Genomic DNA, 19,423 nt, shown 5'->3' on the forward strand with positions numbered 1-19,423 from the left:
CGCGACTCGGCCCGGTGGGGTTGTCCTTGGGCTCTCAACGTCGTTGGGTGAAGGTATGACGACGGTGGACCCGCACGCCGAGATGATCCGGGCTGTCGAGCCGAGCACCCAGGATGGGTGCGAGGACTGTCTGCGCGAGGGATCCAGGTGGGTGCATCTGCGACTGTGCCTGACCTGTGGGCATGTCGGATGTTGTGACTCGTCGCCGCGCCGGCACGCACGCGCGCACGCGGCGCACGACGGGCACCCGATCGTGCGGTCCTTCGAGCCGGGCGAGGACTGGGTCTACTGCTTCGTCGACGACGCCTTCGTCTGATTGCGCCTGTCCAGGCACCGCGATGTCCCTGGACACCCAGAAGCACCTGAACCCGAGAAGCACCTGGACATGCCAGAGCCCCGGACACGCCGTTGTGCCGGGGCTGGACTCTGGCGGGGATGGCTGGCGGCGTCGGCCTGGCCAGCGGCCCTGCTGAGCGGGAGACGCTCTAGGCCGTACGTCTCACAGAGGACGTACCGGTCACAGTGACCCGCGCAGCGCCCGGGTGGCGACCGGGAGGATGACGCGCGGGTAGCGGAAGATCTTCTGGGCGGTGAGCTCACCGCCGTCGAGCACGGCGCCGAGGGTGTCGGCGCGGGAACGGTCGAGGCGACCGGTGCGCCACAGGTGCCGCAGCCGCAGCAGACCGGGCAGCGCCGCCTCGATCGCGGTGTGGTCGGGCCGGGGGGCGCCGCCGAGCCACGCGTCATACCGCGGGCCGCTCATCACCTGCCAGATGGTGGTGTCGGCGACCGTGCCCGTCCCGTCGGAGATCGTGACGAAGTGCGGGACCCGGAAGAGCCCGGGGGCACCGGCCAGCTCGGGGCGGACGGCCGCGGTGACGACGTCGGCGCCAAGCCCCATTCGATGCTGGCGAGTGCGCAGATGAGCGCTGAAGGCCAAGGCCAGGGCGGTTCGTCCGGGCGGGCCGCACTTGGAGTGCAACACCACGGCATCGACGGCGCGGGTGCGTACCCGATCCATGCCCTCCCGGACCAGCCAGGAACGGTCGACCACGACGAAAGAGACCTGACCGGGACCCCGTTGCCCCTGGCTCTCGTCGTCGTCAACCGCGGCCTCGATCGTCCATCCGGGCCGGAGTGACTGAGCTGGCGCGTGCCAGGCCGGTCGGCCCGGCACCGAATCCTGGAACCACCGACAGGTGACGAGGCCGTCGGCATCCGGTAGCGACAGACTGGGGAGGTCGCTGGACGTGAAGATGCGCTCTCCAGTCAGCGTCTGCTCCGATGTCATGGTGTCCATGCGGTCTCCGTACGGGGGCGGAGTGCTGTCAGACGTGGCGTCGATGGCAACGGAGGCCAGCATCAGCAGAGGAGGTTGTCGAAGTCGCCGTCCTTGGCACCCAGGATCAGGGCCTCGATCTCGGCGAGTGTGTAGATGAGCGCCGGGCCTCGCGGATCCCGGGAGTTGCGGACCGCGACGGCATCGTCCGAGAGCCGCGCCATCTCGACGCAGTTCCCTTGGGAGTTGCTGCGCTGGCTCTTCTGCCAGGTGACGCTCTTCAGCGCAGCAGCGGACATGCCGTTGTAGATCATGGTCAAGGCGGTCTCCTGGGGATGCCGGGGAGGGTTGCCGCCGTATGCGGCACACCCCGAATCCATGTCCAACGTTTCAGTCGAGCCGTCTGCTTGTGGCGAGCGACTCGACCTCGGCGAGCGGTGCCAGTCGTTCATGCCGGGCCTCCGTCTCGGGAAGGGCTCCCGGCCAGTAAGACCAGGAACGCCGTTGGGGCGTTGCGCCCCGTACTTCCCAGATCGCCGACCTGTCAGCACACCTGTCCGATCACGACCTCCCAGATCGGCTTCACCGATCCGACGGGAACCCCGTCGCCGATCCGGCAGGAACCCCAGGCTGGCGGCGACGCGCGCCGAGGAGGCGACAACTCCTTGGAGTCGCTCACTCGGAAGTCGAGTCGCAGGCACCAGCCCACCTCCTCCGTGCCTCGGAAGCCACGGATACACCGTGCTTCTTGCTTGCAGTCACAGTATGGCACGGTCGCATGCACGTGCATCTGCCCGGGAGAGGACGTGTGCAAACGTTGGGCGCGAAAGGAAGGTGCGTCCRCAAGCTCAGATGCGCCCAACGGACGTAGCGTGCGGAGCTTCGTGYCGATGACCTGCGGGTTTTAGTGCCGACCTTCCTTGCGAGCCGCCCGTCGCGGGGGGCTCCGGTCGCGCCGCGGCGTGCCCGTGGCGGTCGCGCCCGGCGGCGTGCCCGCCTGGCCCTCGGCCGCTCGGGCGATTCGGACCGCGGCGGGACCGCGGCGGGCGGGCGGGGCCGGGAGTTGGAGCTTCGGCCTCGCGCGCGTGGCCTATCTGCTGGAAGAGCCCGCCCCAGTAGAAGAGCCCAGTTCCTGGAAGAGCTGGCAGAAGAGGTGGCCAGCTCGGCCGCGGCGGGAGCGGCTGCGACTCCTCTTTGCTACATCCCCTGCGGCCGCGTCCTCTGTAGTCGCGTCCCCTGCGGTCACGGTGCCTGTGGCCACGGTGCCTGTGGAAAAGTGCATCGCTCGTGACCGCGGCGGAAAGGTGGCTCCGAGGCGATGTCGCTCGGCGCGCCGGCCCGCCAACCGTCACGACTCGATTTCTTTACGTCACTGTCATCTGTGCGCAACGTGACAGATCCGGTCGATGATGCCAACGAGCCGCCGATGGTGTAGGAATCTCCAAGCGACGCACCGTGGCCGGTTGGGTCTGGTGGGTCCGAGCGTGGGATGTGGGATCCCGCGTCGTGACCGCGACGGAGGGGTCAGGTGGCGGACGAGGGCGCGTCGCGCCCCGGGGTGGTCGTCGTGCCCTCCGGCGCGCCTGTCGCCGACGTTGCGCCGTCGCCGTCCGGTTACGACCGGCCCGTTCCGTCCGGYGTCGCCCACTCTGCTGGTGTCGGGTCGACCTTCGCCGGTGTCGAGTCGGCGAGGACAACCTCCCATCCGCGCATGGCGTCTGGGAAGGCCGTGAGGCCTGTCATGGCCGGAGTCCCCTACCMTGGCCGCGTGGACATCGCCGTGGCGAGGGTCTCTCGGCTGGGCGTAGCTGGCGCACTGGTCGACCGCCCAACTATCGGGACAGTTGGGCGGGCTGGCAGAATGGCTCCGTTCGGTGGATCCGCGTGGGTCGTGGCGTCCGGCGAGGTTGTAACGATTGTCCGTCGTGAGGTGAATGTCGGATTTGCTCCGCGACTGCCTGACTCGGTGTGCTCAGCGGCACCGGTGGGCCGTGGCCGGTGGCGCGTCCGGAACAACCGAACCGTGCGGTCGGGACAGCTTTATCCTGATCGGCACTGGACGGCGGCCACGAACGCGGACAAGCTTGCTAACCGTCGTAAGGACTGGATCAGAGGGAGCGGGACGTGACGACACCGTCGGCGGGCAGTGGCCCGACCGTTCGTCGCATCCTGCTCGGCTCCCAGCTACGCCGGCTGCGGGACGCAAAAGGGATAACCCGGGAGGAAGCCGGCTATCACATTCGTGGTTCCGAGTCGAAGATCAGCAGGCTCGAACTAGGTCGTGTCAGCTTTAAGGAACGCGACGTCGAGGATCTGCTTACTCTTTACGGCGTGACCGACGAGGCAGAGCGGACGCCGTTCCTGGCGATGGTCCGTGAGGCAAACCAGCAGGGTTGGTGGCAGAGCTTCTCCGAGGTCCTGCCCAACTGGTTCCAGCCATACATCGGCCTAGAGGAATCGGCCTCGCTGATCCGCACCTACGAGCTCCAGTTCATCCCCGGCCTCCTGCAGACGGAGGAGTATGCGCGGGCGGTGATCACGCAGGGCAACCGCGGCGTGGCCAGGGATGTCATCGATACCCGCGTCAACGTGCGGATGAACCGGCAGAAGCTCCTGACCAGGGACAACGCGCCTCGACTGTGGGTCGTCATCGACGAGGCGGCGCTGCGCCGGCCGATCGGCGGCACCAAGACCATGAAGGCGCAGATCGAGCACCTGCTGGAGCTGATGAACCAGCCCTCGCTGACGCTGCAGGTCATGCCGTTCGACTTCGGCGGCCACGCGGCCGAGGGCGGCGCATTCAGCATCCTGCGCTTCCCCGAAGCGGACATTCCGGACGTCGTCTACATCGAGGTTCTCGGTGGGGCCAACTACCTGGACAAACGCGAGGATGTCGACCGGTACATGGAGGCCATGGACCGGCTCTGCGTCGACAGCACCACCCCTGCTCGCACCGCCGACGTCCTGAAGAAGATCGCCGCCAGCCTGTGACAGCCGTGTAACCAGCCGCCGTGATCCCTGGCGGCGGTTCTGGCATGTCCGCGTGCCGTGAGCCGCCGTCGCGCGGTGCGCGCGCCCCGGGCCGGCGCGGGCCCCGCTGGCACGCTGGCCGGCGGCGCGGCCGGCCGGGTCCGAAGGATCCTCGGCGCAGCCGCCGTCCGCGCGCAAAATCGCCCGCGGCGCGGTGACGACCCAAATAATTCCGAGATGCACGTGCAGGTTGACCGTGCGTATCACGCGTGCATTCTGCCGTGCATTTCCGGCGCGCGCCCCATCATGWCCAGTGCGCCATTTGATTCGGCATTGTTAACGAACCGAGAGCGCTCGGTGATCGGCGTCGCTCCGTGTCCGCTCGTTTACCAGGTCGCCATGGCTGGTTCGATGTACCACGCCGCGCGGCCGGGCCGGTTCACCGGACTTTCACGTCGGCGCGCCAACCCGCGGCCCGCCGGCCCGACAGCCCGCCGACCCGACAATTCGGAAGCTCGCGCTCCGCTTGTGCTGATGGCCACGCGGTCCGCCAGGCGCCGGTGGGGCCTTGGGCTCGGCTCATCTCGCGGTCACGGGGACCGCGGCGCGCATAGGGCGCAGGTCGCGACGAACTCGGGTGCCAGTGTGCGGCCTCGGAACGGCCTCTGCGACCATGGGCGGAACACAATGAGCTCCCGGAACGCAGGGAAGGCGCCGTGGACGACCGGATCGCGGATCGCTGGTACGACGCGGTGTCGATGACGGCGGCGCCGGCGAACACCTGCCCCTCGCCGGAGGCGGGCGGGCCGCCCACGCCCGGGGATCCTCGTGACGCCTGTGTGGCCGGCATGCGCGCCGAGCTGCGCGAACTCACCGGTCAACTGCTCGGAGCGCTCGCCGCCGACCCGGTGGACCGCGCCGCGGGCCTGGCGGTCGGCGCCCGCCTGGCCCGGATCGGCTTCGCCGACTCCGACGCTCTCGCCCGCACCGTCGAGGTGCTCGGGCCGCCGCTGACCGTCGCCGCGGGCCCAGGGCGCGCACCGGCCGCGTTCGTGGTGCTCGGGGCGGTCGCCTCGGGGCACGGTGAGGCGGTGCGCAAGCGCGCCCTGGCCACCGCCGGCGACAAGCACCGCGCGGAGCTCGCCGACCTGCGCCGGTCCGAGCGCGCCGGTCGGCGCAGCGACCAGCGGTTCCGGTCCGTCTTCGAGCACGCCGGGATCGGCACTTTGGTGGTCGCCGACTCCGGGTCGATCCTGGAGGCCAACGACACCGCGAGCGCGATCGTCGGGCGTGACCTGACCCGCCTGTCCATCGGCGATGTCTGGGACCTGGTCCCGTCGCGCGACCGAGCCGAGCTGATCGACATGTGGGCGGCGGTACGCGCTGGTCGGCCAGGGCATGGCATCTGGCGGCTGGACCGGCCGGACGGTCCGGATGACCTCCGGGTATGGGTCAGCCTGACGGCGGCGATGGTCGACGACGAGACCGCCGCCGGCGGCTCGTACTACGCCGTCACGATCGAGGACGTGACCAGCCGTCATGACCCCCGGCTGACGGCCGGCACCTTCGGCGGGTTCACCGGTCGCGACTGTCTCGGTGGGGATCAGGGCGGTGAGCCGGCGCGCCTCGCGGGCGCCGGCGAGAGCCCGTCGAGCTACGAGTCGTCGAGCTACGAGTCGTCGTCCTCCCAGCAGGTGGCAGCCGCGGCCGCCACGGCGCGGCAGACCCGCTCGATCGCGGCGGCGCTGCGCGCCGGCCAGTTCGTCGTGCACTACCAGCCGATCGTCCGGCTGACCGACGGGATGATTCAGGGCGCCGAGGCGCTCGTCCGCTGGGACCACCCGCGCCGGGGCCTGCTGTCGCCGGACGAGTTCATCGGGGTGGCCGAGGAGTCGGGCCTGATCGTGCCGCTCGGCCTACAGGTGCTCGAGACCGCCTGCCGGGACGCGGCCCGCTGGGCCAGCGTCGCCGCGTCCGCCCATGCGACCGTGCCCGCCGGCGAGCCGGGGCCAGAGGATCCGATGTCCGAGGGTCCGGCGTCAGTGGGTCCGGCGTCAGGCGAGGCGATGCCTGGCGCGCCTGGTGCCCCGGGCGGGGCGCGGGCGCGTGGCGCGGCCGTCTCCGGCCCCTTCGTCAGCGTGAACCTGTCGGTACGCCAGCTGGAGGAGCCGGACGTCGTGCCGGTGATCCTCGACATCGTCGAACGCGCCGGCCTCGACCCGCGCCGCCTACAGCTCGAGCTGGTCGAGAGCCTGATGATCGACGCGTTCGGCCGCCAGCCGGAGGCGTTGCGGCAGCTCGCCGACGCGGGTATCCGGATCGCGATCGACGACTTCGGCACGGGCTACTCGAACTTCGCCTACCTGCCGACGCTGCCGGTCGGGGCGCTCAAGCTCGCCGGCCAGTTCTGTTCCCAGGGGGAGGCAAACGCCGACGCCGACGCCGACGCCGACGCCGACGCCGATGCCGATGAGGATGCGGACGCCGTCTCGGGCCTTGGCACCACTGGCGTGGCTGTGGCCGCCGCTGCGGCTGTGGATGACGCGACCGCGGGTGGCGCGGCCGCGGACGGCGCGGCCGCGAGTGGCGCCGTCGTGGGGGGCGCGCCCGAGGCCGCCGTCGCCACCGGCCTCGTCGTCGCCGGCCTGGTGGCCGCCGGGGCGGAACGGGCTGGGCGACTCGCGGGGTCGGTGAGGTCCGAGGCCATGGACCAGATGATCGAGGGGATCGTCTCCATCGCCCACGGGCTGGGGCACATCGTCACGGCGGAGTCGGTGGAGACGCGCGCGCAGGCGGCGCGGATGCTGGCGCTCGGCGCCGACCTCGGCCAGGGCCACCTGTTCGGTCGTCCTATGTGCGCGGACAAGATGGCCACCGCGTTCGCCGCTGCCTCCGGAGCGTCGGCGCCCGTCCTCGGAACGCCGGACGGTCCCGTCATCTCGCTGGTCCCCGTGGCTCGCGACGGCCACCACCATCGCCTCACCCACCGCCACCCATAGCCGCGCACCCGAACAGGTCCAGGTCTGGCTGTCCAGTCCTCCCAGTCCTCCCAGTCCTCAACCGGACCCGTGGCCGCGGATCGGTAGGGGAGCTCATCGCATGCCGATGCCGGCGAGGGCGGCCCGGAAACCTGGGGTGGCGCCGGCCACGCGGGTGGGGGAGGTGAGGCGGTCGGCGTCGTCGTCCAGATACGGGCGCCAGTGCTCGAGGAAGACGAGCCCGGGGGCGACCAGCTCGAAGCCCGCGAAGAAGGCGAGGGCCTGGGCGCGGTCGCGCAGCGTGAGCCGAGGCGCGCCGCGCGCGTATCCGTCGTCGTAGGCATTCGTCGCCGATCCGTCGGGATCGGCGCGGGTGTTGGCTGTGCCCTGGGAGAGCGCGAGAAAGCTGCCCGGGACGAGGCGCTTCCGGATCCGGGCGATGATCCCCTGCGGGTCGTCCGAGTCCGGGATGTCGTGCAGGACGCCCAGGATCAGCACCGCGACGGGCTTCGTCAGGTCGAGCAGCCGGCGGGTGTCCGGATGGCCGAACACCGCGTCCGGGTCGCGCAGGTCGGCCTCGATGATCGTCGCGTCCCTGTTGCCGGCCAGGACGACGCGGCTGCGGGCGACGGCCGTCGGGTCGAGATCGACATAGACGACCCGGGCACGTCGGCGGCGCCGCCGCGCCAGCTCATGCACGTTGCCGTCCGGGCCATCGTCGGTCGGAATGCCGGAACCAAGGTCGAGGAACTGGTCGACGCCGGCGTCCAGGAGAAAACGGACGGCCCTGCGCATGAAAGCCCGGTTCTCTCGCATGATCGCGCCGATGTCGGGAAGCGTGGCCGACAGGCGAGCGGCCAGCTCCCGGTCGACGGCGAAGTGGTTCGACCCGCCGAGGAAGTAGTCGTAGACCCGCGAGGTGCTCGGCTGTCGATGATCGAGGCCGAGACTGAGGCTGACGTCGACGTCGACGTCGGCATCGATGCCGGACCGTCCCAGGCATGGCTCCGTGGGTGCCACCGCTACCTCCGCCGCTCGGTTGGCAGATGTGCCCAACCCCTACCCCCGGCTTCGCCCTAGCACCCACCCTTTGTCGCATTCGGTAATCAGTCTGTCTCAACGTGTCGAACTTCCCTGCGCAGGCCGACGTTCCGTGCCCCTTTTGCCCCTTTTATCCACGCCCGATGCCGTCCGCGGCGGCGTTCGCCCGGTCGACATCTCGAAGATCGCCAGGACTGTATCCAAATCCGAACTCCGAGCCGGCTCTGGTTCGGATCCGAGTACAGATCTGACGATCAAGCCCATGGCGCGGTGGTACCGGCGGCCAACCTTGGCCGACGCGGCACCAGTGGAAAACCATGGGATGAGTGTGGGCGGCGAGGAGCTGGAGATCGCCGGCCACGCGTGCTGCCGGTGATCGACGGTGAAGCTCGGCGGTGAGAGCGGGCGTGGGGATCACAGCGACGGCTCAGTGCGGCGTTCCTCAAAGGAGGTGGACCTGGACGGGCGACGCCCGAGTCTTGACTGACATCGCTGTCGAGGCAGTCGAAATTGGGGTCGGGATCGCCGTCCGAACCCCACTGTGACCTGCCTCGACGAGGCGGTCCCCGGCCGGCGCGGGCCGGCGCGGGCCGGCTGTGGGATCTAGGCCCAACCAAGCTCGTGGAGACGGGCGTCGTCGATGCCGAAATGGTGGGCGACCTCGTGGATGACGGTGACCCGAACCTCGTGGACGACCTCAGCCTCGTTCGCGCAGATCTCGCAGATCGGATCTCGGTAGATCGTGATCCGGTCCGGAAGGACCGCGCTGTACCAGTCGCCCCGCTCGGTGAGTGGGACGCCCTCATACAGCCCGAGCAGACCCTCCGCCGAGTCGTTCGCCACCAGGACCGCGACGTTGCGCATCTGCCGGCCCAGCTCCGGCGGCAGGCTGTCCAACGCCTCGACCACCAATTCTTCGAACCGCTCCAACGGCACGTCCACGCCCATGCCACAAGTCTCTCGCCACGCGCAGCCCCAGGTCCGCCGGACTGGCTGAGGCGGGCATACGTCCGGTGGACGGCGACATCTGCTGATCCCGAGTCGACGAGTGCGTGATCATGGCGACGAGTACGGCGGTGGCAGGGAACGCCACCTTGTGTCGCCGCGCGCCTCGACCCGGGCGGACAGGAGCAGGCAGAGCGCGGCGAGCCCAAACGAGCCGCGCGTCCACGGGTCCGACCAGCCGGCGGACTGTACGCGAGCCAGCGCGTAGACGACCGTGGTGATCCCGGCGGTGACCAGGACGGCGCCGGCGAGGTCGAAGCCGCCGCCCGGCCGGCGCGTACCGCGCACTCGGCCTGTCTGGTCGATCCAGCCGGCGACGTCCATCTCGTCAGCGGAGCCTGGGCCGGCTGGGAAGGCCGAAGCGTCTCTCCGACGGGCGGTCTCAGCCAGCACCCGGGGCGCCAGCGCCAGCACGGCGAGCCCCAGCGGGACGTTGACCAGGAAGATCCATCGCCAGGACACCCACCCGGTGAGCAGGCCACCGGCGATCAGGCCGCTCGCGATCCCGACGCCGGACATGGCCGCATAGACGGCGATCGCCCGTGCCCGAGCGCGCGGGTCGGTGAACGTCGTCGTCAGCAGGGCCAGCACGTTCGGCGCGGCCGCCGCCGCGCCCACCCCCTGCAGCACCCGCGTCACCAGCAGCATCGTGCCGCTACCCGCGAGGCCGCCGAGCAGGGACGCGACGGTGAACAGCGCCGTCCCTGCGATCAGGACCCGGCGGCGGCCGAGCAGGTCGCCGACCCGCCCGCCGAGCGGCAGCAGCCCTCCGAACGCCAGGTAGTACGAGGTGATGACCCAGCTGGCGTCGTCCGGCCCCAGCCGCAGCGCGCCGCTGATCGTCGGCAGCGCGATGTTCACGATCGTCCCGTCGAGCAGCACCATCAGCTGGACGGCGCACAGCACCGGCAACGCGAGCCGCCGCGCGGCGGTCTCAGGGAATGCTGGGGTCTCAGGGTGTGCCGGGATCCCAGGGCCTGCGGCGGTCCCGGGGCCCGCGGCGGTCCCCGGGCCTGCGGCGGTCTCAGGTTGGGCCGGGGTCCCAGGGTGCGTGGCGGTCTCATGGTGTGCGGGGCTCCCAAGGCCGGTCTCCGCGTGGCGGGCCCCGTGGGTCGTACCGGCGCCGCCTGCCCAGAATTCGTCGGTGTCGACGGTGCTGCTGACTCGGAGGACCCTGGCCGGGCCGGCCGTCTGGTTCGTGATGATCATGCCGGCTCCGGGCGGACGGGCCGGGAGTGCCGGCCGTGATCGGGAACGCGCCTCGGCGAGGCGGCTTCCGGAACCATGCGTCATCGGGCCTGCGGCGAACTTGCGGACTTGTGGCGGGCAACTTGAGGTCCTGCTCAGCGGCACTGTGGAGTCACCGGCACCGTGGTCAGCGGCACCGTGGTCAGCGGCATTGTGGTCAGCGGCACCGCGGGGTCAGCGGCACCGGGGGATGTCGTTTCGGAATGACCTTCTCAAGATCAGTCAGACGCTGGGCGTCACCGCCGGCGCGTGGCGTCTGACTGATCTTGATCCGATGGCGCTCGCGATGGGGCTCGCGATGGGGTGAGGCGGGTGAACGGGCGCTGGGGCGTACTAGCTGCCGGGTGGCACGGTGGACTGGCCCGGGCAGGGAGCGCCGGCGCCGATGTCGGCCGACCCCGTGCCGGACGGAGTACGGACCTCGACAGCCAGGCAGCGCGGGGTGTTGACGTAGTAGCCGCCGGCAAAGACCAGCCAGACGGCGCCGTCCTGGCGCGTCGAGCAGGCCGGAACGTGAACGACCAGGCCCGGCTCGCCCCTGCCCCAGCCGATCGCGGCCTCATTGGCGAAGGTCGGCGCCAGCGCCAGGTCGACCGCGACGCCGACGCGGACGAGCAGGCCGTACTTCGCGAAATACGCCTGCGGGTCGGAGGTGGGGATGTTGGTGTCGCGGGCGGCCTGGATCTGAACGCGGGTGGGAAGAGCGACATCCTTCGCGACGGTGGAGAACTCGCCGGGTGGTGCCGGGATCTCGTCGATCACGTCGCCGCAGTCCACTGTCCGGCTGCCGTCGGCGCCGTTGCCGCCGTCGACCGGGGCGCTGCCCCCGAAGCCGGGACCGACACTCGAGCCGCCGGCCCCGCCAGATCCCGACGCCGAGCCCGCGTCGTCGGTGCCTGAGGAACTTCCCGGCAGGGAGGACTGATGTGGGACCGGCTGAGATCCGGTGGCCGCGGAGGAGCCAGCGCCGCCGCCGCAACCCGCGACTGTCAACGCGACCGCTAGTACGGCCGCGACGACGAGCGCTGGTGTGGGGGCGGATCTGTGCGCGAGCGCGAGGACGGATCCACGCACGAAGGCGGATCTGTGCGCAAGGTCGGATCTGCGTGTGAGGGTGGATCTGCGGGCAAGCGCGACGGAGGTCGCCGGTGGCGCGGTGGGGGTGCTGGAATGGCCGGACGCGCTGGACCGGCGGAGTTCTCGCTGGCCGGGCAGGGCGGTCACCCCAACATCGTCGCAGAGATGCCGGGGTGACCGCGATGGCGAGCGCGCGATGCGCTACCGCGGATTTGTCACCGGATGACCGCGGTCAGGTCGCCGTTCGCCGGGCTTCACTGGGTGATCGTGAACGAAAGGATCTGCGGCTTGGTGACCGGCTCACCGTCACCCGTCTCACCTGCGGCGCCGGGGCCGGTGATCTTGTCRAGGACGTCGAGTCCCTCGGTGATCTGACCGACGACCGTGTAGTTGCCGGCGAGTGCCTGGGCACCTTCCTCGGATGGATCGGCATAGTTGATGAAGAACTGGCTGCCGTTCGTGTCCGGACCGGCATTGGCCATGGCGATCACGCCGCGGTTGTAGTTCACGCCGGTGGTGTTCTCGTTCTTGTACTGGAATCCGGGCGAGCCGCCGCCCGTGCCGGTCGGGTCACCGCACTGGAGGACGTAGATCCCGGCGTCAGGGCCGGAGGTCTCCCGATGGCAGGTCGTTCCGTCGAAGTACTTCTTCCCAGCGAGGTAGCTGAGCGCGTGCACGGTGCACGGCGCCTTGGCCGCGTCGAGGGTCGCTGTCATCGTGCCGAGGTTGGTGGTGATCACCATCTTGGCGGGATTCGTGTCGACGCTGGATCCCGCGGGTGGAAGCGTGACGTCACGGGCGGGCGTCTGCTCGTCCTCGGTGTAGACGCAGTCACCGACCTTTGACGTCGCCGGCGGCTTGACGCTCGCGGTCGCTTCGGGGGTGACACTCGCGGTGTCGTCGGACGACGAGCCTCCCAGTGACTTCGAGAGCGCGATGGCACCGACCGTCAGCAGCAGGGCCGCGAGGATGCCGAAGGCGGCGACCTTCACCTCCGGAGCGATCTCGCGCCGTCGCGGCCGCTCGCCGGAGATGTTCTTCTGCCAGCTCGGCGAGCTGCCCTCGCCGCCATCGCTGGCCTCGTCCTCGTCCTCGTCATCTTCGTCGAAGTCGGGCTCGTCGAAATCAGACTCGTCGAGGTCGGCCGGGTCGAGCCCGTCGTCGTCCTCGTCGAGATCGTCGTCGCCGTGGTCGGTGCCCGAGGAGCGGCCGGTGACCTTCACGCCGGCCTCCTCGCCGCCGCGGGCCGCCGAGCCGTCCTCGACCGCGTCGTCGAGGTCGTCGGTGTCGTCAGTGCCATCGACGTCGAGATCGATGTCGTCGACTTCAGAGTCATCACTAGACGAGCCGGACTGGTCACGATCCGTAAGAGTAGGGGCGGTGAGCCCCCACGGCCCGGAAGCGGGGTCCCGGGGTGGCGGCAATATGGCCCATCCGCCCGCGGCCCCACCCGGCCCGGCACCCGCGTCCACACCCTGAACCATCGGAATCCCGGAGGCGGACAGGATGATGGGCGGTGTCGTGATGGCGCCCTGTCTCTTACCGCCCCGTCTTTTACTGTCCTGGCCTCGGCCCTCGTCGTCCGTGGTCTCCTTGGCCGCCGGCGATGCCGGCGCGCTCGACTCGTCAGACCGTGCATCCGGCCCGGCTGGGTCCTTCTCGTCCGGCATCAGCACCTACCTCCCGGCGCCGCAGCCTAGCAACCAGACCTGTACAGCAGCCGCTCACATAGGCTCGCTTCATAACGGAAGGTAGCCGCTCCGTCGCGCACCATCGGTGTTRAGCCAGGCGGTCCCAGATGTCCTCCGCCGGGAGATGGGTGCGACATCAGCCCTCCGTGCAGGTGGTGTGACGCGTCAAGCCGTTGATCGCCGCACCCCCACCCGCACCTGCACCGCACCCGCACCGGGACGGTCGGCCGGCTGGCGTGCGTGGCCGCAGGTAGCGGTCGCCAGCGACGGAGCGACCGAGGGGCCGAGGGGCCGAGGGGTCCAGCGGCACGGTGGCGCGGCGGGCGGGCCGGCGGTTGACCCTCGCCGTATCCATGGACTCGCGGTGGATGTGACTCGTCCAAGCACGGATCGCCGCGGTCGGGTCGCGTCCGCCGCGGCCATCCAGGCGGCTGTCCATCCAGTGTTGGTGGCGCCGTGGCGCGCCCGCGTGAAAAGCTGAGTCGAGCGTATCGCCTTCCCGCCGCGTGACTGTCAGTTCCGACAGCGGGGGGCGGGGTGCCGCAATATTGCGTACTGTACGCAGATAAACACGACGCCTGCGTTTTCCCGCAATTCCGGTAGGGAACGCGGTTTTGTGGTGCGGCTGAGAAGGCTACCACGTCATCAATCCCCGGCGGACATTGATGCACAGCAAAGCGCTCTTCGTCCTCGGCGGGGGGTTCCGTGTCAGCCTGAAAGTCCCCTTCGATAGCGTTGCCCCGAAGCAATCTACCGAGGAGGGAAATGGTCGACATCGTTGGCGCGGGCTTCGGGCGCACCGGAACTCTCTCGCTCAAGGCAGCTCTCGAACAGCTGGGGTTCGGCCCCTGCCATCATGGTTTTGAACTGATGAAGCGGCGCGACACCGTCTTCGACTGGCTGGACGCGGTCGAAGGAAAACCCGTCGACTGGGATTCCATGTACGCCGGGTACAAGTCGACCGTCGACTGGCCAGGCGCGCGCTTCTGGCGAGAGCTCGCCGCTCACGACCCGGCGTCGAAGGTGGTTCTTTCGGTACGCGACCCGGAGAAGTGGTACGAGAGCGTCCACAAGACGCTCTACCAGGCGATCCTGAACGTCCCGGAGCGACTGCCGGCGGAGGTCGAGCCGCTTATCAGGCTGCTCAACCTGCTGATCTGGAACGGCGTCTTCGACGGGCGCTTCGGCGACAAGGACCATGCCCTGCGGGTCTATGAGGACCACATCGCCGAGGTGAAACGGGAGATCCCGGCGGATCGTCTGCTGGTCTTCGACGTCGCCGAGGGCTGGGAACCGCTGTGTGCCTTCCTCGGCGTCCCGGTCCCGGCCGAGCCGTTCCCCCGCCTCAACGAACGAGACGCCTACGGGGCTCAGCAGCAGGCCCGCGTCGCTGCGGCCGCGGCCGCAGCCTCGGCCGCGGCATAGTTCTGGCGATACCCCGCAAAGGAAGCAGTCAGGAACCCGCCCCGGCGACTCCCCCCGCCGGGGCGGGCCCCCCGCTTCCGCCCCCGCCCCCCGCTTCCCGACTCGCGCCGAGGCTTGGCGCCCGACCCGGCACGGTTGGCTCCGTTCCGCCACCCGGCATGATCGCGATTTCTGCCCTCCGCTGGTTGCATCCGCGGTCCTTCCGCGACCACCAGCGGGCGCAAACAGTGATCATGCCAACGGGTTGGCTTTGATAGTCGCGGCTGGTTTCGGGTCGGGCAGATCGGAGTGTTCGGAGCCGAACAGGCGGGGCGAAGCCCCTCAGGCTCCGCCTCCGCGTTTCACGCCCCGTCCGTCCCGCCGGCGTCACCGTCATCGTGCGCGCCCAGCGGACCGCCGCGTCCCGAGGGTTTGCGCAAATGCATGAGCGTCCCTCACCTTCGCACTAGGATTGGCGTAACCGGCACCAGGCAGTGGCGCACGCATGATGCCTGGGCGGATAGTTGCCATGACTACTAGGGGTGGCGCATGGTCTGGAACGCGGATCCGAAGACTGGATTCAGGCGTCGGCTTGGACTCTCGGCGGCTGAGCTTGGCGTTACTGATGCCACTCCAAAATGCCCTGACATCTGGGAACTCGACAACGGGGACATCGCGATCGTTGGTCGCGATCTGACCGTCACCTACGAGCACCGCCTGCCGGATGGGGTGCAGGTCGGCTCAGACGAACGGCTGGTTGTGATCCCTCGGGAAATGCTCATCGCCGCGAAGCCGGACATCCCGGATGCTTGAGTGTCTCGCTGAAGTCGGCGGCATCTCGCTAGGCGATCGCCATCGGCGCGCCCAGTGGTTTCGGCCGCAGCCTGATCCCGCTCCTCTGGAGCTGACCGCCGCGAGCAAGCTGGGGCCGCTGCCACCAGCGCCGATGCCCAGGGGGCGTTAGACCCTCGCTGTGAGCCAGCCCTCCACCATCCTGATCACATTCGTTGCCATTTGAAGGTTCCTCGGCAACGACTGCTCCTTCTCGTCGCCATGGTGATGACTTGTGCCCTGTCTGGTGAGACAGTGATGGCTACGTCAGTGCGATGAGGGGGAGGGCGATGGCGGGCGAAAGGCATGGAGCGGCCCGGGCGCTGCTGCCGGCGGCCGTGCTCGCCGCGGCGGTCTGGTCGGTGGGTCTGCAGCCTGGGGTAGTGAGGGCCCGGCGAGACCAGGCGTTGCGGTCGTTGCACGTGGATCTGTTGCGGATGGCGATGGACGACGAGGTCTACCGGCGCTGCTGGGGTGACTTCTTCGATTCCGCCGACCCGGAGCAGCAGCGGGCTCAGCTGTACGTGAACATGATCTTTTCCCATTGGGAGCTCATGTTCGAGCTGAACGCCCTCACCGAGGTGGCACTGCGTGAGGCCGCCCACATCGTGCTCGCTGGATCCGACGGCCGTCGATTCTGGGAGGGCAGCCGTGACATCAGAGCCAAGTCGGCGAGCACCCGCCGAAAGCGCCGCTTTCACGAGATCGTCGACGGGGAATACCTCTGTCTCCCGACCCCGAGTGCAGGTCCCACCCCGAGCCCGACTTCAGGCTCCGGCTGACTGATCAAGATGCTTCCCAGCCTTGACGTCGTCTTCACCAGCCGCAGGGTGCCCAGCGAGGGGCTGTTTCTGGATGCCTTCGCGCGGCGTCAGTCGGGGGCGCATCTGGGCGCTGAGCCCCCGTCGCTGCTGGTGGCTGTCGATCAGGGCTGCCAGCCGGGAGCAACTGCCGGCATTTCTCACCAGCCGAGGCGKCGGGCTCGGGCGACGGCGTGGCTCGTTGGCCAGGCGATGCCCGGGGGTAGCGATCCGATCCGGCCAGACATCGTCCTTCGTGGCCGTCAGTAACCGGTGTAGTTGTTCTCTTTGTCCAACTCCGGTACTGTCTACTCAGACACTGTCTGAGTAGACAGTAATGCCGTCCGGCCGGACGATCGTCTGGCCGGGGCGGATGCTTCGCACCGCTTGAGCGGACAGATGKAGATGAACGTGCCGATGCTCAGTGGCCGTCGGCCGTCCGATGACCTGGACGCCCCGGCCGGCCGGGAATCGCGTTGCGGGCTCGCTGTCAGGCTTGACCGGCAAGTCGCTCGGATGCCTTCCGGCGATGCGGCTGGTGCAGGTTGGATCCTAGTGGATCCTGCGACTTCATGTAACTACACTGTAGTCGTGGCGAAGCGAGCTCCGACTCCAGTCCGATTCGACGAGGCCGTTGCCGTCCGCTTGGCGGCGTTTACCGCCGCCCATCCAGGGCTGTCGCTGTCCTCGGCCGCGAACMTGCTGATCGACGAGGGTCTGCGGATGCATGAGCATCCCGGCATAACGTTCCGGAGMGGCCCGACGGGGCGGCGTGCGGGCCTGGTCGGTGGGCCTGATGTCTGGGAGGTCATCAGGGCTCTCAGGTCCGCCCGCGCCGCTGAGCCGGACCTCGCCGAGGAAGCGCTGGTGGCCTTGGTCTGCGACAACACCGCCCTGCCCGTTCGGCTGGCACGCACGGCGGTGCATTACTGGGYCGCCTTCCCGGACGAGGTGGACGCCGAGATCAAGGCGGCGGACGAAGCAGAGCTCGCGGCCGAACGGGCCTGGCAACGCGAGCAGGAACTTCTCGCGCGATGAGCCGGCCGCTCCTGCTCGACGAGATGCTGAGTCAGCGGATCGCCGGTCAGCTGGGCGAGCGGGGGCACGACGTCCGTTGTGTCGTCACCGAGTCCACCCTGCTCGCTCTGCCGGACGACCAGCTACTCGCGGAGGCGACGCGTCACGGGCGCGCGCTCGTCACCCTGAACATCAAGGACTTCGCGCGGCTTGATACCCAGTACCGCGCCGACGGTCGTTCCCATGCCGGCATCGTCTTCGTGTCGACGAAGGCCTTCCCCCAGGACAGCCGCTTCGTCGGCGCCGTGGTCGGCGCGCTCGACAAGCTTCTCCATGAGCCCGACAGGCTTGGCCCGGACTTGGTCCTATTCCTCCAGCGCTGACGTCACGCGCAGGCTCGTCCAGTGACAGAGCCGCCCGCCCGTTGGAGCTGGATCCTCCCGGATGGGCGAAGGGATGCACCGGCCAGGTCCCGGCCCGCAGCAGGACGGGTGCCTCAGTTTCTAGAAACAGCAACGTCATCGAATTGATCGTCGCTCATGGCCTACTCGACTGGTGTCGCGTACCGGACCTTCGGACGAGGTCGGAGTGAAGCAGTGGATCACTCGGGCGATTGCGTTCCGCAGGTCAGCGTCGTCAGCTGGTCAGGCCGAGCGCGGTCGCGATCTGGGGGGCGTCGCGGCGGACGATGGCGAAGATACTTTCCAGCGCGTCGTAGTGACCGGACTGCATAGCCGCCGAGCGGAGCGCGAGGCCTGCAAGCGCCAAGTCCGCGCTTGGAGTGGGTGCCGGCTGACCGGCGCCGAGGTGCAGCGGCATGTTGCCGCGGGGCGATGAGCGGCGGTAGGCAGCGTTGGCGGCGAGGCACAGCTCGTTAACCGATGTCGCGATCATCTGGCGGAGCTGCGGCGGTATCGAGACGCGCATTTTCGACACATTGATATTAAAAACTGGGTCGAGCGACGTGTCGAAGTCGAGCGAGGCACGAGCCAGCTTGGTGTGCTCGTCGATGCCACGGATACCAGCCCATCCACCCCACTGGACCAGCCGGTCGGCGCGGTAGACGTATAGGCCCTGTTGGCGATTCCAGTTCAGCGGGCCCGACAGGCGCTCGAACTCGTCCTGCGAGGAGAACTGGGTACGGGCGGGCAGAACAAAGCGGCATAGGTGGGCTGTGCCCGATGCGTCGCCGACGGTGATCTCGAATTGTTGCTCCGGCAGCTTGTGGCAGTGCTCCTCGCCCGGCGCGAATGGGTCCCAAGGGCGAACCTTCTCACCATTGACCGAGATCGTCACCTTGCGGCCGTCTGGTAGTCCTTCAAGGAAGCGGTGAAAGACGATGGCGAGATGCTCGGCGGTGCGGTGGGCGTATGTATCGATCCGACGTCGGGCCCAGCCGCCCTCCGGGTGTTTCTCGGGCAGGACGCGGTCGAGCAGACGCCAGAGGACGACGGTGCCAGCGCCATCGCCAAGCAGCTCGCGCGCTCGGTCGGTGTCGGCGGAGCGCTTCGGCGCCACCACGAGCCATTCGTCGAGTTCCTCAATGAGATCGAGGTTGAGCTCGCGGACGAAGATGCGGTCGACGGAGGCGGACCGCCGTGTGACGACGGTGACTGACCTCCCCTGCGAGAGGGACGCGGTCTTCAGGCCAAGGCCATAACGGCCGAGGTCGGTGGCTTCGTAGGTGCGCCGCGACCCGAAGCGCAGTGCCTCTACCAAGGCGTTCTCGCTCATCCCGATGCCGTCATCGGCGATGAACACGCGGGAGTTGACACCGTCGAACTCGATGATCACCTGAACGTGGGTGGCGCCGGCGGAGACGCTGTTGTCGACGAGATCGGCGACGGCGGCGGGAAAGTCGTAGCCGACGTCGCGGAGCGACCGGGTGAGGCGGGCCGCCGACGGGGTCACCTCGTACGTCCTGCGTGCCGTCACCTGTTCCCCCTCGTTCGTTCCTTCGCGGACCTTCTCCAGGCTCCCACACACCTCGGCGCTGTGGACAGCGCGCCACAGGTGTTGTCTCGGTTTCTGCCGTGTAGTTGGCGCAGGTGGGCGTTGGATGGCTCCACGACGGTCCGCCCG

At 69.1% G+C, this 19,423-nt stretch carries 16 protein-coding genes; 8 read left to right on the top strand and 8 right to left on the bottom strand.

The annotated features are described in order from the left end of the window. Positions 1 to 55: 55 nt before the first annotated feature. A complete protein-coding gene (locus BCD49_RS00110) occupies positions 56 to 316 on the top strand; it encodes a UBP-type zinc finger domain-containing protein (protein ID WP_027140231.1) in 261 nt (86 codons plus the stop codon). 201 nt (positions 317 to 517) lie between these two features. On the opposite strand, the gene BCD49_RS00115 is transcribed toward BCD49_RS00110, so the two are convergent. Continuing rightward, positions 518 to 1,054, bottom strand: a complete 537-nt coding sequence (locus BCD49_RS00115) for a hypothetical protein (RefSeq protein WP_241832213.1) — start codon at positions 1,052 to 1,054, stop codon at positions 518 to 520. A 308-nt stretch (positions 1,055 to 1,362) separates the two neighbouring features. Beyond that, positions 1,363 to 1,593, bottom strand: coding sequence for a DUF397 domain-containing protein (locus tag BCD49_RS00120; protein ID WP_425343333.1), 231 nt, complete (start codon positions 1,591 to 1,593; stop codon positions 1,363 to 1,365). Positions 1,594 to 3,403: 1,810 nt separating this feature from the next. Here BCD49_RS00120 and BCD49_RS00125 point away from each other — a divergent pair. After that, a complete protein-coding gene (locus tag BCD49_RS00125) occupies positions 3,404 to 4,270 on the top strand; it encodes a helix-turn-helix domain-containing protein (RefSeq protein WP_007508626.1) in 867 nt (288 codons plus the stop codon). Between the two features lie 695 nt (positions 4,271 to 4,965). Continuing rightward, on the top strand, positions 4,966 to 7,248 hold the full coding sequence (locus tag BCD49_RS44640; RefSeq protein ID WP_007508629.1) for an EAL domain-containing protein: 2,283 nt from the start codon (positions 4,966 to 4,968) through the stop codon (positions 7,246 to 7,248). A 93-nt stretch (positions 7,249 to 7,341) separates the two neighbouring features. On the opposite strand, the gene BCD49_RS00135 is transcribed toward BCD49_RS44640, so the two are convergent. From BCD49_RS00135 to BCD49_RS46080, 5 genes are all read right to left on the bottom strand, one after another. After that, positions 7,342 to 8,247 (bottom strand): SAM-dependent methyltransferase, encoded by a 906-nt coding sequence (locus BCD49_RS00135; RefSeq protein WP_007508631.1) that lies wholly within the window; start codon positions 8,245 to 8,247, stop codon positions 7,342 to 7,344. 624 nt (positions 8,248 to 8,871) lie between these two features. Then, positions 8,872 to 9,216, bottom strand: a complete 345-nt coding sequence (locus BCD49_RS00140; protein WP_007508634.1) for a metallopeptidase family protein — start codon at positions 9,214 to 9,216, stop codon at positions 8,872 to 8,874. 108 nt (positions 9,217 to 9,324) lie between these two features. Continuing rightward, a complete protein-coding gene (locus BCD49_RS00145; RefSeq protein WP_007508637.1) occupies positions 9,325 to 10,482 on the bottom strand; it encodes an MFS transporter in 1,158 nt (385 codons plus the stop codon). A gap of 372 nt (positions 10,483 to 10,854) precedes the next feature. Then, positions 10,855 to 11,595: a hypothetical protein gene (locus BCD49_RS43025; protein WP_007508639.1), complete on the bottom strand. Its 741-nt coding sequence runs from the start codon at positions 11,593 to 11,595 to the stop codon at positions 10,855 to 10,857. A gap of 257 nt (positions 11,596 to 11,852) precedes the next feature. Next, entirely contained in the window at positions 11,853 to 13,268 is a 1,416-nt protein-coding gene (locus BCD49_RS46080; RefSeq protein WP_007508640.1) for a peptidylprolyl isomerase, read from the bottom strand. A gap of 786 nt (positions 13,269 to 14,054) precedes the next feature. Here BCD49_RS46080 and BCD49_RS00160 point away from each other — a divergent pair. The 5 genes from BCD49_RS00160 (at position 14,055) to BCD49_RS43030 (ending at position 17,724) form a co-directional block, all read left to right on the top strand. Continuing rightward, on the top strand, positions 14,055 to 14,714 hold the full coding sequence (locus BCD49_RS00160) for a sulfotransferase family protein (RefSeq protein ID WP_007508642.1): 660 nt from the start codon (positions 14,055 to 14,057) through the stop codon (positions 14,712 to 14,714). 528 nt (positions 14,715 to 15,242) lie between these two features. Then, on the top strand, positions 15,243 to 15,506 hold the full coding sequence (locus tag BCD49_RS00165; protein WP_007508644.1) for a hypothetical protein: 264 nt from the start codon (positions 15,243 to 15,245) through the stop codon (positions 15,504 to 15,506). A 308-nt stretch (positions 15,507 to 15,814) separates the two neighbouring features. Then, positions 15,815 to 16,306: a DUF6082 family protein gene (locus BCD49_RS00170; RefSeq protein WP_007508645.1), complete on the top strand. Its 492-nt coding sequence runs from the start codon at positions 15,815 to 15,817 to the stop codon at positions 16,304 to 16,306. A 741-nt stretch (positions 16,307 to 17,047) separates the two neighbouring features. Beyond that, entirely contained in the window at positions 17,048 to 17,362 is a 315-nt protein-coding gene (locus BCD49_RS00180; RefSeq protein WP_241832214.1) for a hypothetical protein, read from the top strand. Then, positions 17,359 to 17,724: a DUF5615 family PIN-like protein gene (locus BCD49_RS43030; protein WP_007508647.1), complete on the top strand. Its 366-nt coding sequence runs from the start codon at positions 17,359 to 17,361 to the stop codon at positions 17,722 to 17,724. Before BCD49_RS00180 ends, BCD49_RS43030 begins: the two co-directional genes overlap by 4 nt. A gap of 253 nt (positions 17,725 to 17,977) precedes the next feature. On the opposite strand, the gene BCD49_RS00190 is transcribed toward BCD49_RS43030, so the two are convergent. Next, on the bottom strand, positions 17,978 to 19,276 hold the full coding sequence (locus BCD49_RS00190; RefSeq protein WP_007508648.1) for an ATP-binding protein: 1,299 nt from the start codon (positions 19,274 to 19,276) through the stop codon (positions 17,978 to 17,980). Between the last annotated feature and the right edge of the window lie 147 nt (positions 19,277 to 19,423).

The sequence above is a fragment of the Pseudofrankia sp. EUN1h genome (assembly GCF_001854645.1).
Classification (GTDB): domain Bacteria; phylum Actinomycetota; class Actinomycetes; order Frankiales; family Frankiaceae; genus Pseudofrankia; species Pseudofrankia saprophytica.

What these genes read in the sequence shown, in the direction of transcription:
- BCD49_RS00120 (WP_425343333.1), bottom strand. Translation starts at nt 1,593, where the DNA reads ATGATCTACAACGGCATGTCCGCTGCTGCGCTGAAGAGCGTCACCTGG.
- BCD49_RS00145 (WP_007508637.1), bottom strand. Translation starts at nt 10,482, where the DNA reads ATGATCATCACGAACCAGACGGCCGGCCCGGCCAGGGTCCTCCGAGTC.
- BCD49_RS00110 (WP_027140231.1), top strand. Translation starts at nt 56, where the DNA reads ATGACGACGGTGGACCCGCACGCCGAGATGATCCGGGCTGTCGAGCCG.
- BCD49_RS00140 (WP_007508634.1), bottom strand. Translation starts at nt 9,216, where the DNA reads ATGGGCGTGGACGTGCCGTTGGAGCGGTTCGAAGAATTGGTGGTCGAG.
- BCD49_RS00160 (WP_007508642.1), top strand. Translation starts at nt 14,055, where the DNA reads ATGGTCGACATCGTTGGCGCGGGCTTCGGGCGCACCGGAACTCTCTCG.
- BCD49_RS00165 (WP_007508644.1), top strand. Translation starts at nt 15,243, where the DNA reads ATGGTCTGGAACGCGGATCCGAAGACTGGATTCAGGCGTCGGCTTGGA.
- BCD49_RS00170 (WP_007508645.1), top strand. Translation starts at nt 15,815, where the DNA reads ATGGCGGGCGAAAGGCATGGAGCGGCCCGGGCGCTGCTGCCGGCGGCC.
- BCD49_RS43030 (WP_007508647.1), top strand. Translation starts at nt 17,359, where the DNA reads ATGAGCCGGCCGCTCCTGCTCGACGAGATGCTGAGTCAGCGGATCGCC.